The 12,601-nt window shown below is 71.1% G+C and carries 14 protein-coding genes; 5 read left to right on the plus strand and 9 right to left on the minus strand.

The features are described 5' to 3' along the window. Position 1: 1 nt before the first annotated feature. Positions 2 to 424: a VOC family protein gene (locus ACWFRU_RS36675; RefSeq protein WP_453692427.1), complete on the plus strand. Its 423-nt coding sequence runs from the start codon at positions 2 to 4 to the stop codon at positions 422 to 424. Positions 425 to 504: 80 nt separating this feature from the next. Here the strand turns inward: ACWFRU_RS36675 and ACWFRU_RS36680 are convergent, their stop codons facing one another. Next, positions 505 to 822 carry a hypothetical protein gene (locus ACWFRU_RS36680; RefSeq protein WP_453692428.1) on the minus strand — a complete coding sequence of 106 codons (318 nt, stop codon included), beginning with the start codon at positions 820 to 822 and terminating at the stop codon, positions 505 to 507. A 361-nt stretch (positions 823 to 1,183) separates the two neighbouring features. Here ACWFRU_RS36680 and ACWFRU_RS36685 point away from each other — a divergent pair, with 361 nt between their 5' ends. Both ACWFRU_RS36685 and ACWFRU_RS36690 read left to right on the plus strand, forming a co-directional pair. Then, on the plus strand, positions 1,184 to 2,368 hold the full coding sequence (locus tag ACWFRU_RS36685) for an FAD-dependent monooxygenase (protein WP_453692429.1): 1,185 nt from the start codon (positions 1,184 to 1,186) through the stop codon (positions 2,366 to 2,368). Then, a complete protein-coding gene (locus ACWFRU_RS36690) occupies positions 2,368 to 3,909 on the plus strand; it encodes a hypothetical protein (RefSeq protein WP_453692430.1) in 1,542 nt (513 codons plus the stop codon). Before ACWFRU_RS36685 ends, ACWFRU_RS36690 begins: the two co-directional genes overlap by 1 nt. Positions 3,910 to 3,921: 12 nt before the next feature. Here ACWFRU_RS36690 and ACWFRU_RS36695 read toward each other — a convergent pair whose 3' ends face one another. Further along, positions 3,922 to 4,266, minus strand: coding sequence for a VOC family protein (locus ACWFRU_RS36695; RefSeq protein ID WP_453692431.1), 345 nt, complete (start codon positions 4,264 to 4,266; stop codon positions 3,922 to 3,924). A 163-nt stretch (positions 4,267 to 4,429) separates the two neighbouring features. On the opposite strand from ACWFRU_RS36695, the gene ACWFRU_RS36700 reads away from it, so the two are divergent. Then, positions 4,430 to 5,284, plus strand: a complete 855-nt coding sequence (locus ACWFRU_RS36700) for an alpha/beta fold hydrolase (protein WP_453692432.1) — start codon at positions 4,430 to 4,432, stop codon at positions 5,282 to 5,284. Between the two features lie 34 nt (positions 5,285 to 5,318). Here ACWFRU_RS36700 and ACWFRU_RS36705 read toward each other — a convergent pair whose 3' ends face one another. The 3 genes from ACWFRU_RS36705 to ACWFRU_RS36715 all read right to left on the minus strand — a co-directional run bounded on the left by ACWFRU_RS36705 (position 5,319) and on the right by ACWFRU_RS36715 (position 7,936). Then, complete coding sequence (locus ACWFRU_RS36705; protein WP_453692433.1) at positions 5,319 to 6,107, minus strand: PIG-L family deacetylase; 789 nt, start codon at positions 6,105 to 6,107, stop codon at positions 5,319 to 5,321. Next, entirely contained in the window at positions 6,104 to 7,081 is a 978-nt protein-coding gene (gene ppk2, locus ACWFRU_RS36710) for a polyphosphate kinase 2 (RefSeq protein WP_453692434.1), read from the minus strand. Before ppk2 ends, ACWFRU_RS36705 begins: the two co-directional genes overlap by 4 nt. Before the next feature lie 135 nt (positions 7,082 to 7,216). Next, positions 7,217 to 7,936, minus strand: a complete 720-nt coding sequence (locus tag ACWFRU_RS36715) for a TioE family transcriptional regulator (protein ID WP_453692435.1) — start codon at positions 7,934 to 7,936, stop codon at positions 7,217 to 7,219. Positions 7,937 to 7,994: 58 nt separating this feature from the next. On the opposite strand from ACWFRU_RS36715, the gene ACWFRU_RS36720 reads away from it, so the two are divergent. Next, positions 7,995 to 9,218 (plus strand): erythromycin esterase family protein, encoded by a 1,224-nt coding sequence (locus tag ACWFRU_RS36720; RefSeq protein ID WP_453692436.1) that lies wholly within the window; start codon positions 7,995 to 7,997, stop codon positions 9,216 to 9,218. A 178-nt stretch (positions 9,219 to 9,396) separates the two neighbouring features. Here ACWFRU_RS36720 and ACWFRU_RS36725 read toward each other — a convergent pair whose 3' ends face one another. The 4 genes from ACWFRU_RS36725 to ACWFRU_RS36740 all read right to left on the minus strand — a co-directional run bounded on the left by ACWFRU_RS36725 (position 9,397) and on the right by ACWFRU_RS36740 (position 12,585). Further along, complete coding sequence (locus ACWFRU_RS36725; protein WP_453692437.1) at positions 9,397 to 9,936, minus strand: hypothetical protein; 540 nt, start codon at positions 9,934 to 9,936, stop codon at positions 9,397 to 9,399. Further along, positions 9,933 to 10,802 carry a Gfo/Idh/MocA family protein gene (locus ACWFRU_RS36730; protein WP_453692438.1) on the minus strand — a complete coding sequence of 290 codons (870 nt, stop codon included), beginning with the start codon at positions 10,800 to 10,802 and terminating at the stop codon, positions 9,933 to 9,935. The genes ACWFRU_RS36725 and ACWFRU_RS36730 overlap by 4 nt, the downstream gene beginning before the upstream one ends. A gap of 195 nt (positions 10,803 to 10,997) precedes the next feature. After that, positions 10,998 to 11,702 (minus strand): 3-oxoacyl-ACP reductase FabG, encoded by a 705-nt coding sequence (gene fabG, locus ACWFRU_RS36735; protein WP_453692439.1) that lies wholly within the window; start codon positions 11,700 to 11,702, stop codon positions 10,998 to 11,000. 58 nt (positions 11,703 to 11,760) lie between these two features. Continuing rightward, on the minus strand, positions 11,761 to 12,585 hold the full coding sequence (locus tag ACWFRU_RS36740; RefSeq protein WP_453692440.1) for a helix-turn-helix domain-containing protein: 825 nt from the start codon (positions 12,583 to 12,585) through the stop codon (positions 11,761 to 11,763). Between the last annotated feature and the right edge of the window lie 16 nt (positions 12,586 to 12,601).

Here is a 12,601-nt window from a genome sequence, read left to right on the forward strand (position 1 = left end):
CATGGCCGACCTCCTCGGAATCAACCATCTGTCCCTGTCCACGACCGACCTCGATCAACTCGTCTCCTACTACACGGACTTGCTCGGCGCCACGCTCGCCTTCGAGCGTGCGGCGACCTCGTCTGATCCGCGGATCGCGGTCCTCGACGTCGGCGGAGACGATCACTTGATGATCGTCGAGACGCCCTCAGCCGCTGCCGCCACTGATCTCGACCCTCTGGGTCAGGCGGGGTGGGGGCTGCGCGTGGGAACCCATGCGCAGTTGTGTGAGGTTCGCGAGCGCATCTTGGGTGCCGGGTGGGCGGTCGCGCCCATCGAGACGCTGCCCACCCAGTGGACGATGACGGCTCGGGACCCCGACGGGCGGCCCGTGGACGTACGCGCCCATCGGCCCCGCACGGACCGGTCGATGCTGGTGCGCTGATGAGGTGCCGTCGGTGCCGGGCGCGCCACGGAGACCCGGCCACCTGGTGGTGGGCGGGCCTCCGTTGTTGGCTGGGTCGGTCAGCAGACCGCGGTGCGGTCGTATCGGCCGCCGAGGGTGTGGAAGTACGCGCTGTGCTTGTTCGGAATGGACTGGCAGGAGGTGTCACGCCAGTTGTGCACGATGATCTTGATGCGCATCGTCTTTCCGCAGTTGTTGTACGGCCAGGACTGCATGCCGCCGTCGGCGTTGTTCACGTAGCTCCGCTCGATGCACGCGGGCGCGGTTCCACCCGCCGCGGCCTGCGCGGGAGCCGCCATGGCCGGGGTCGCGCCCAGGGCGCCTGCCACCACCACGGCAGCCGTTCCGATGATGGCCTTGTGCTTCGTCGTCAGCATTGCCGCATCCCCCAGTTTCTGTTCCGTGCCGTGTGCACGGAACTGGTCGACTCCGAAGCTACGGACCGCGCGGATCACAGGCGTCATGTGCAGGTTTGACATCTGCCGTAAACCGTCGCGGTACCCCGTACCGCGGCGGTTGGAGATCCGGTGCCGGCGCACAGGTGCCGGAGCTGGCCACTCCGCTTCGCGTCACATTGACAGGTCTCTGTCGACATGTTGCTATAAGGCGCCGCTCAGCCGGACTTGCGTACCTGACTCGGGGGCTCGCCGCCCGGGCGCCGGCCGGAGCGACGCACCGGCCGCATCGACGGCCACCTGACCGGGGGTGGCGCCCCCGAAACCGGAGCGAGGAAGAACCATGCCGCAGCGCGCCGCGACCATCGTCGGCGGCGGGATCGGCGGCCTCGCCGCCGCCATCGCCCTGCACCGCCGCGGTTGGCGCGTCGAAGTGCTGGAGCGTGCCCCGCAGTTCACCGAGATCGGCGCCGGGATCTCCCTGTGGCCGAACGCCCTGCGCGCGCTCGACGTGCTCGGCCTGGCCGACACCGTCCGGGCGCTCGGCGCCGTCGAGGCATCCGGCGGCGTACGCGACCGCCGGGGCCGCTGGCTTTCCCGTACGGACAACGGGGAGCTGGCCCGGCGCTTCGGCCACCCCCTGGTGGTCCTGCACCGCGCGGACTTGCTGCGGGCGCTGGCCGGGGTGTTGCCCGCCGACAGTCTGCGGCCGGCCAGCGAGGTGTCATCGGTCCGCGACGACGGCGACGGCCTGGTCGTCGCCCACCCCGGCGGTGAGTCCCGGCCCGACCTCGTGATCGGTGCCGACGGGCTGCGCAGCGCGGTCCGCGGCGCGCTCTGGCCCGATGCGGCCGGCCCGCGCTACGCCGGGTACTCCGCCTGGCGCATGGTCACCGAGCCCCTGACCGAGCCGCCCGCCGAGGGCGCGGCGACCTGGGGCCGCGGGGAGAGGTTCGGCTACACGGCGTTGCCGGACGGGCGCATGTACTGCTTCGCCACCGCTTCGCTGCCCGCGGGAACGACCGCCGACACGTCGGAGTACGAGGAGCTGCTGCGCCGGTTCGGGGCGTGGCCGGATCCCGTCCCCGCCCTCCTGGCCGCCGTCCCCGCCCCCGCGGTGCTGCGCCACGACCTGTACGACCTGCCGCCGCTGCCCTCCTTCGTCCGCGGCCGGGTCGCGCTGCTCGGCGACGCGGCGCACGCCATGACCCCGAACCTGGGGCAAGGCGCGTGCCAGGCCCTGGAGGACGCGGTCACGCTGGCCCACTGCCTCGACGGCACCTCGCAGGTGGCCGACGCCCTTCGCTCGTACGACCGGCTGCGTCGCCCGCGCACCCAGGCCATCGCGCGCCGCTCCGCCCGGCTCGGCACCCTGGGCCAGCTGTCCTGGCCACCGGCCGTGCTGCTGCGGGACACGGCAGCCCGGCTGATACCGACGCGGGTGACGCTGCGTTCCATGACGCCCGTACTCGGCTGGAGCGCACCCGGTGACCAGGAGACCGCCACGACGGGGAACGAGAGCCGCTGATGCCGGACTGGACCTATCAGCCACTGCGGGGCGCGGCAGCCGCCGTCCTCGGAGTGCGGCGTTCGCAGCGAACCGCCCTGCGCATCCTGGCCTCGATCGGCTCCCGGCCCGCCGGTGCGCGGCTGATCGCCCGGGGGTTCGGCCACCGCCATCCGCCGCGCCGGCTCGCGGGCGAGATCGCCGGTGTGCCCGTGGCCGTCCGTCTGGGCATATCCGTCCCGCCCTCACTCGCCCGCGACACGGTCCGCGCGATGTCCCCGCTGGGGGCCGGTGTCGTCGAGGTGGCTCCCGTCTCGGCGGCTGACGTGGCGACCGTGCGCGAGGCCGCGGCGAACCGCTCGATCCCGGTGGTCGTCGGGGCCTGCGACCCAGAGGCCGAGGCCGCCCTCAAACCGCACGTCGACGGGTTCACCGGCGTCGAGGACCCGCACGTCCTCCGCGTGTGCGACCCGTCGGTCTCAGCTGCGGCGACGGCCCTCGAAGACGCGGGCACCGTCGTACTCGCCCGCCCGGCGGTGCTCGTGGCCGCCGGACCCGGCTGGTTCGCGCGGGTCGCCGAAGCCGCCACGCCCACCACATCCGCTCCGGCGCTGCGCGACGTTGGCCGTGATCCGCGCCGCTGGCCCGCCTGGTGGTGGGCGCTGCTCGTCGGGCTCGGCATGACGGGCGCCGGGCTCGGCGCCGCCGCGATCACGCTCGGCCCGGTACTGCTCCGGTACGACCGCGACTACCTCGGCATGACGCTGCACGAACTGCACGCCGCCAACCACCACCTCGTGCACTTCCTCCAGCACGACCGGATCACCATGGCCGGGACGATGGTGTCCATCGGCGCCCTCTACACCGGTCTCGCCGTGGGCGGTATCCGGCGCGGATGGCCCTGGGCCCGCGAGGTGTATCTGCTCTCGGGCGCCATCGGCTTCCCCACCCTCTTCTACTTCCTGGCCACCGGTTTCGTGGAACCCCTGCACACGGCCACCGCCCTCGTGCTGTTCCCGATGTTCGTCGCCGGGGTCCGCCGCACTCCGCACGCGCCCCGGTGGCGCCAGGTGCCCGAGGGGCCGGAGCCGGAGCGCAGGCGGGCGCTGGTCGGCCAGCTGCTGATGATTCTCACGGGTGCGGGACTGTTCGTCGGCGGGGCGGTGATCTCGGTGGTCGGCCTGACGGATGTCTTCGTGCCGACCGACCTGACCTTCCTGGGCACCGACAGGCACACCCTGGAAGCCGTGAATCCCCGGCTCGTGCCGTTCCTGGCCCACGACCGCGCGGGCTTCGGCGGGGCGCTGATGTCCGCGGCGGTGGCGATCGTACTGCTCAGCGCATGGGGCTGGCGGCGCGGCGAGTCCTGGGTGTTCTGGAGCCTGGCCGTGGCGGCGGCCGCGGGTTTCCTGCCCGCTGTCGTGGTGCACGGCACGATCCACTACACGGATCTCATCCACCTCGCGCCGGTCTACTTCGGCATCCTCCTGACCGCTACGGCGCTGTTCCTGGCGCGTCCGTACCTGTGCGCCAAGACATCGGAAGCCGGCCCAGGGAGCTGACGGCCCGCCCCCTCACTCCACCGGGCCGCCGCCGAATCCGATCTCGTTGCCGTCCGGGTCGCGGAAGGTGGCCTTGCGGACCCCGTTCGCGTACGTCTCGCGTGTGTCCGGTTTCAGGCCACGCCCGGCGATCTTGGCGACGCGGGCGTCGAAGTCGTCGACGAACACGGTGTGCAGGGCGTGCCCGGCGTGTTCGGGCCGCACCTCGATGAACATGTAACGGTGTTCGGCGAGTTCCCACACCGCCTCGGTGTCATTGGGCAGGAAAGCAGGCGGCCCGCCGAGCAGTCGCTCGTACCAGGCCACCGCCGTCGTGTAATCGCGGACGGGAATGCCCGCGAACAGATCTACGGTCATGAGGCCATGCTATGCACGCGGGCGTCCGCGCGGAGGCCCCTCGCGTGCGCGGCGGGTCCGCTCCGCACAGGGCCGCTCCGCACGATTGCCGGCGGGCCGGGCAGCGGCACGAAGTATCCAAATCGTGCTTGTTCCGAAGATCGTTTCGTTGGAGGCTACCGGCATGCAAAATCAGCCGACTTACGTATTTGTGCACGGTGCCTTCGCCAACTCGTTCTCGTTCGCGCCGCTGCAGGCCGAGCTCGGTCTCCTCGGCCATCGTTCGGTCGCGGTCGACCTGCCGGGGCACGGCTTCGAGGCGACGTACGCCGCGGCCTACCAGGCGCCGCAGGATCTCGACGCGCTCGCACAGGAGCCCGGGAGCATCAAGGGGGTCACGCTCGCCGACAACGCCGCGCGTGTCATCGAGGTCCTTGAGCGGGCGAAGCAGCACGGCCCGACCATCCTTGTCGGCCACAGCAGGGGCGGCATCACGCTGACCGCGGTCGCCAACGCCCGGCCCGACCTGGTCGACCGGATCGCCTACGTCTCCGCCTGGTGCCCCGTCGATCTGGATGTCAACGACTACTACGCCCAGCCGGAGATGGCCGGTGTCGACCCGGGAGCCTTCGCTCCGGCACTCGTCGGGAACCCGGCGGAGCTCGGACTGCTCCGGGTCAACTTCCGGACGGCCGACCTTGCTACGTACGCGGCGCTCAAGCAGGCCTTCGCCGCCGATCTCACCGATGAGGAGTTCCGTACGTTCCTGAACACCTTCCAGCCCGACGAGAACCTCGATGCCGGCACCTCCGCCGACCGGACGCAGGCTGCCACGTGGGGCCGCGTCCCCAAGACCTATGTGCGCCTGACCGACGATGCCAGCATCCCGCTCGCCATGCAGGACCGGATGATCCGCGAGGGCGACGCGCTCACCCCCGACAACCCCTTCGACGTGCGGACCCTTGAGGGAAGCCACCTGCGCTGGCTGGTCCACCCGAAGCCGGCCGCTCAGCTCCTCGCGGACCTCGCCGCGCGCTGACGGTCCATCCGCCGCTGCCGCCTCTGCCCGGCACTCAGGCCATCAGCCGCGTCTGCGTGGCCTGAGCTGCCCGGTGGGGGACGAGGTCGTGGCGGATGTACCACTCGGTGGCGAGCAACGCTTCCCGGTCGGACGGCGCGAGGCCCGCGATCAGCCCCGGGACGGCCCCGCGCTCCACCTCGGTGCGGTGCGCCAGCACCGCGGCCACCTTCTGCTCCAGCCATGGCCGGACGTCGACCGCCGCGGTGACCCACTCGTCCGGAACGGTGCGCGTGGCCTTGCCTGTCGCGGCCAGGCGTCCGCCCCACTCCCGTACGGCAGAGTGCGGATGCGTGGCCGCGTACAGGGCCGTCGGCTGCCAGGGAGCACCGGCGTCGGGGTAGAGGCGCTCAAGCCCCGCCGCCTGGCACGCGAGCATGGTCACCCGGTGGGTCTGCACGTGGTCCGGGTGGCCGGGAAGGCCGCCGTAGGCATCATGGGTGAGTACGACTTGCGGGCGGAACTCCCTTATGTGGGCGACCAGTTCCCGCACCGTCTCGTCGATCGGTGCGTCGCAGAACCGCGCCGCGCCGGGGGCCGAATGCGGTACGCGCGCGTCGGCGTAGCCGAGCAGTCGGGGCTGCCCTGCGCCGAGGATCTGAAGTGCCTGCGCCAGCTCGGTGGCTCGTACCGTGTCCGCGGCCCAGGTCGCCGTGACAACTGCGGTGCGGGCGCCCTCGGTTGCGTGGCGGGCGAGGACTCCGCCCGCCGACAGGGACTCGTCGTCCGGGTGGGCGAAGACCGCGAGCAGACTCGGAGGGGGCCTCGGTCCGGGTGTGGTCACGGGTGCTGGCCGGGGCCCAGTCGGCCGTTGTCGGCGAGGCGGCTGGGGGACAGGTCCGTCGGGTCCTCGCCCGCCTCCAGCAGTGTGTCGGCCGGGCCGATGATGAGCGGGTCCGCCTCCCCCACCGCCTCCTTGTCCATCGACGCGTAGTCGACGCGCAACAGCAGATGCCGGATGGCCTCGAGGCGCCCCCGGCGCTTGTCGTTGAACTTGATCACCGACCACGGTGCGTGCACGGTGTCCGTGGAGCGGAACATCTCCACCTTGGCGCGGGTGTAGGCGTCCCAGAGATCGAGCGAGGCGAGGTCCGTGGGCGAGAGCTTCCACTGCCGTACGGGATCGACCTGGCGGATCGCGAAGCGCGTACGTTGCTCCGCCCGGGAGACGGAGAACCAGAACTTGACCAGCACGATGCCGTCATCGGTGATCATCTTCTCGAACATCGGCACCTGCTCGAGGAACTCCTCGTGCTGGCGCGGGGTGCAGAAACCCATGACGGGCTCGACACCGGCCCGGTTGTACCAGGAGCGGTCGAAGAAGACGATCTCCCCGGCGGACGGCAGCTGTGCGACGTAGCGCTGGAAGTACCACTGACCCGCTTCGCGTTCGGTGGGCTTGTCCAGCGCCACGACGCGGGCTCCGCGGGGATTGAGGCGCTCGGTGAAGCGTTTGATCGTGCCGCCCTTGCCCGCCGCGTCACGCCCCTCGCACACGACCACGATGCGCTGGCCCTGCTCGCGCACCGACCTCTGCAGCTTGAGGAGCTCGATCTGCAGGATGCGCTTCTGCCGCTCGTACTCCTTGCGCCTCATCTTCACCGAGTAGGGATAGTTCTCCTGCCAGGTCCGCAGCGGCTCCCCCTCCGCGTCGAGCAGCACCGGGCGCTCCGGCCGGGCCTCGTCCACCGAGAGCCCGTCCAGCAGACGCTCCGCGTCCTTGTCGTCCGCGTCCGACGCCACGTCGTCTCCTCTCATCGGCCTGTGCCACCTTTCTACCCGCATCGATCGCTATTCCGCTGAAATCGCCATGTACCCAGAACCGCCCTGTCCCCACATCGCACCATCGCGGCAGGTCTTCCGGGCACTGAGCCGCCGGTGTGGCGCCCGCGCTCACGTTCCCCCGCCGAGGTACGCCTCCAGCTCGGCGGCGCCGGTCAGCATGGCTCGTCCGCGGCCGGTCAGCCGCTCGCGCCAGTCGTTCAGTGCGGCTTCCAGGGGTTCCAGGCCACCGGCGGCCCGCACCTGGGTGATCAAGGGGGCGATCTGGTCCAGCAGGTAGCCGCCCCGCCTGAGTTGGTGCACCAGCCGGACATCGCGTACGTCCGCCTCGTCGTACACGCGGTAGCCGGTCCGTGCATCCCGGCGCGGGTGCACGAGACCGGCCAGCTCCCATTTGCGCAGCGTCGCCGGCCGGATGCCGAGCTTTCGCGCGAGCGGCCCGACGAACATGCCCTCGGGCCCGGCCCCGGACGCCGGTACGGGTTCCAGGTCGCGCAGTGCTCTCTCCACCGCCTGAAGGGTGCGGCGGTCCTCGAGGAGCTGCACATGACTCTCGTCGATGAGACGGAACGCCTCGTCGGCCGCGCCCCGGTTCACGGCCCGCATGATCGACGTCGCCGTCGGGTGGCCATGGCCCGGCAGCAGGGCCAGGAACGCACGCAGGGCCCGCGCGTGCAGCGTGGTGTAGGTGCGGTAGCCGTGCGGTGTGCGTTCGGCGGCCGGGAGGATGCCGGCCTCCTCGTAGTTCCTGACCGCCTGCGTGGACAGACCGTGCCCGCGCGCCAGGTCGATCGGCCTCAGCCGCTCCCCGCTTTTAAGGTTTCGCCCCATGCCCCCGCCCATGCCGGAGAAAAGTTTCAAGCGAGTGTTCAACGATAGCGTTCAAGGCATGGCTACTGACATCAAGGACACCACCCATGCCGTCGAGGCAGCCGGCGTCATGAGGCTGCTGCGCACCCGGCCACAGGTGCTCGCCCTGGGCGAGCCCACCCACGGCGAGGAGACGCTGCTCGAACTGCGCAACGAGCTCTTCCGGCAGCTCGTCGAGCAGGAGGGCTACCGGACCATCGCGATCGAGAGCGACTGCGTCGCGGGCCTGCTCGTGGACGACTACGTCACCTCCGGCACCGGCACCCTCGACGAGGTCATGGAGCACGGCTTCAGCCACGCCGAGCTGGGGCTCGGCACCTCCGCGGCCAACCGTGAACTCGTACGCTGGGCACGGGCGTTCAACGTCGGCCGGTCCCCCGCCGAGCACGTCCGCTTCGCAGGATTCGACGGCCCGCTGGAGATCACCCACGCCACGAGCCCCCGCCAGGCCCTCACCTCACTCCACGCCTACCTCTCGGCCCACCTCATCGACACAGGCCTGCTGCCCTGCACCGCGCAGACCCTCGATCACCTGCTCGGCGACGACGACCGGTGGGTCAACCCCGCCGCGATGATGGACCCGGCCCAGTCCGTGGGGCAGTCGGCCGAGGCGAAGGCGCTGCGGCTGCTCGCCGACGATCTCGTGGCCCTGCTCGACGCGCAGACCCCTCACCTGAGCACGGTGACCTCACGCGACGACCGGGACCGCGCCCGCCTGTACGGGCGCACCGCCACCGGCCTGCTGCGCTACCACCACTGGATGGCCGACGCCTCACCGAACCGCATGGCCCGCCTGGTGGGCCTGCGCGACCTGATGATGGCCGACAATCTCCTCGCCCTCGCCGAACGGGGTCCGACACTCGTCCACGCCCACAACAGCCACCTCCAGCGGCACGCGAGCACGATGCGCATGTGGGACCAGCCGCAGCTCGAGTGGTGGAGCGCGGGCGCACTCGTCAACTCCCGCCTCGGCGAGGGCGAGGGGTATGCCTTCGTGGCCACGGCCCTCGGCACACTCCCCCATCAGGGAGTGGACGCCCCGCCGCCGGACACCGTCGAAGGCCTGCTCTACGCACTGCCCGAGGACCGTTACGTCGTCGACGCCCCGCGTCTGGCAGCGGCCCTCGGCGACACACCGCCCGCGCCGCGCGTATCCCCGTGGTTCGGTTATGCCCCGCTCGACCCGGCCCAGCTGGCCGGGACCGACGGGCTCGTCTTCCTCGGCGACGTCCGGCGGAGTTGACTGACTGCGGCCTCCGCGTGCTTGTCGGCCGCGGTCGGCCAGGTCGCGCGGAAGTCTCCGGGGAGTGGGTGGAGCGGCTGCCAGCCGTCCGGAACTCCATGGGGGTGGTCGATGTGCGCCCAGATCAGCGCTCCCCCCATGACCCCGGGCACCTGCCGGTTGGGCTCCGGCCTCGACATCAGCGGGCCCGTGCCGTGCGCTCACAGGCGTCGGCCACCGCCTCCAGATACTCCGTCACCGACGAGAACTCTGTCGGGTCGCCGAGTTCCGCACCCTCGTAACAGGCCCAACGCCCCACACCCGAAGGCGAGATGTACCGGCCGCTGTCGGGAGCGTCGTTGTCCGCCCCCAGCCAAGGAACCCACTGCGCCACCGGACGCAACGCTCCGCCCGTAAGGCCACCCGCAAGGGCTTCCCACATCCCGCGCGCCCGCACGGCGTCGTCCGGCCCCAGCAGGACGTGGTCGAGGAAGTCATAGGCCGCCAGGTCGCCGTCTTCGTCCTCCTCGACGTCGACCCACTCCACCCCGCCGCACATGCGCCACAACGCCTTCAGCTCCTCGGGAAAACCGTGCCCGTGCGCGGCGTGCAACTGGGCCTCGGCAGCGGCGAGAACCTCTTCGTCGACCGGGGGGAGGATCGTCCGGGCGGACACCGGAGCGTGAGCGCGCAGCCATGTCTCGATCCGCTTCCAGGCCACGACCACCCGGGCGCTCAAGAGCACCCCTCATATGACAGGCCATCCAGCACGCGCATCACTCCAGTACTGCGTCTCAGCCCCGCCAGATCCAGTGGCCGCTCTCCTCGCACCGCGTCCGTCATCTCTTGGTAGACGGCGGTACGCAGCAGCATGGGAGGACGTGCCGGGCGGGAGAACGGCAGGCCCGCCACCTCGCCGCTGACGGCTCCCGCCCGGACGTCGATCCAGTCGGTGGCCCCGAGCACCGAGAGCCGTTCGCCGGCCGGGCTCGTCGGGCTCGTGACGGTCAGCGTGAGGTGGGCGCCCGACGTGAAGCGTACGTACGCGGTGGTCCGCACGTCGGCGTCCGGTCCGGCAGCGCCCGTGGGCAGTGTCCTCACCTCGCGTGGTGTGCCCAGGATCTGGCAGGCGAGGTCGAGATAGTGCACGCCCGCGAGGCGGGAGACCACCAGGTTCGCCTCGGCGCCGGCGAACCGGTTCGGGTCCCCGTGCCAGATGTCCCTCGGCAGCGTGAAGCGGTGTTGTGCCATGACGCCCGCGAGCACCTTGTCCCGCTCGGTCAGGAACAGCAACTCACACAGCTCGTGGGCGCTTTGGGCCGCGGGTGAGTCCAGGAGGAGGTGTTTGCCTGCCGCCACCAAGGCCCTGATCCACAGCCGACGGTGCTCAGGGGGGCGACACAGGGCGACGAGGCGGATCGACTCGTCCGCCAGGACCTGGTCCATGTCACGCGTTTCCAGGCCGGCCGACCTGGCCACCGCGGCGGCCTCCCGGTCGTCCTCGACCACCGCCACGGGACAGGCGCCGACCGTGCCGCCCAGGGCCTGCAGATGCTGCCGCCCCGCCTCGCCGAAGCCGACGAGCGCCACCTTGATGTCGGCCATCTCATACGGATCTGCTTGCTCTGGCTGATGAGCTTGCTCTGCCCGATGTGCTTGTTCTACGCCATGTGCTTGCTCTGCTTGCCCCGGTTCGTCTCCTTGGTGCATGAGTCAACCACCCCTCGTCCCGACCCAGATCACCCCCCGGCAGCCCAGCTTCCACTATCAGGGCCCCGCGACTCCCGGCGGCGCGCGGGGTCAATGCCCCATGCCGCCACCGCCGTCCACGGGGATGACGGCGCCGGTGATGTAACTGGCCGCGGGCGAGGCGAGGAAGGCGATGGTGGCGGCGATCTCCTCGGGGCGTGCCAGGCGGCCCAGAGGTATCTGCCGTACGAGGTTCTCCCGCTGCTCGTCGGAAAGGCTCTCGATCATGTTCGTCTCGGTGAGGCCGGGGGCGACGACGTTGAAGGTGATGTTGCGGGAGCCGAGTTCGCGCGCCATGGAGCGCGCGAAACCGACCAGGCCCGCCTTGGAGGCGGCGTAGTTGGCCTGGCCGCTCTCTCCCCGCAGGCCCACCGCCGAGGAAACCAGTACGACGCGGCCGAACCTGGCGCGCAGCATCGGCTTGGTGGCCTGCTTGACCACGCGGTAGGTGCCCGTGAGGTTGGTGTCGAGCACGGAGGTGAAGTCCTCCTCGCTCATGCGCATGAGCAGCTTGTCCCTGGTGATCCCGGCACAGCACACCAGGACCTCCACCGCACCGTGCTCGTTCTCCGCCTCCTTGAAGGCGGCCTGCACCTGGTCGGTGTCGGTGACATCGCACCGGATGCCGAACAGCCCCTCCGGGGGTTCACCCGTGCGGTAGGTGACGGCGACGCGGTCGCCCGCCGCTTGCATGGCGCGGGCGGCGGCCAGGCCGATGCCGCGGTTGCCACCGGTGATCAGGACGGAGCGGGTCACAAGAAACCTTTCTCGAAGGATCGGGGAGCAGGGATGTCGGCTGAGGGGTCGCGGCAGCTCAGACAGCTGTCGCGGTGACGCCCGAGCGCGTCAGTTGACGGCTGATCATGGCTGCGGTGTCCATCACGGCCTCGATGAAGCGATTGCGGGCGGTGGGGCTGCGCAACTGGCCGTGTGGGGCCAGCAGGCTGACCGCACCGGCCACCGTCGAACCGCGCCACAGGGGCGCGGCGACGGCGTCCCTGCCGAGCAGGAGCGACGGCCCCAGGGCGTATCCGTCCTGGCGGATGCGCGCGAGCTGCGGCCGCGCCGCGGTGACGTCCCCGAGGCACGCCTGGATCGCCCAGCCGGGCGGGTCCGCCTCCAACGGGGCTCGCCACAGGGCTTGGAGAGTCGCGTGCGGGGTCGCGTGCAGTTGTTGCGCGTGGGCACCCAGGGCCTGCTCGGCGTGGATGCGCATGGGGGTGCCGATGAGCAGCGGTGCGTACGCCAGAGCGATGTGTCCGGTGCGTGACTGTAGTGTGATCAGTTCGGCGCGAACAGTAGCCGACCCCGTCCCGGTCGGTGGACCGGACGAGTCCGAGAAGGAGCCGGAGAAGAGATGCGGTGCCTCTACAAGGGAGTAGTGGCCGCGCGGCCCTTGCCGCTGCACGGCCCCTTCGCCGACCAGCGCCTGGACGTAGCGGTGGACGGTGGGGGCAGGCAGACCCGCGCGCGCGGCGACGGAGGTCAACGGATGGGCCCCGGGGCCCAGTTGATGCAGAGCACGCAGGACCGCGAGCGTACGCCCCACGGAGCCACCCCTGGACTCCGAGGGTATGGCGGCGGGCGTCTGCAACGCGAACTCCCCCTTGCAGTGGTGGATCGCCGCGTCTGCCACCACGCGGTCGGATCTGAGG

This window comes from Streptomyces sp. NPDC055099 (assembly GCF_053607685.1).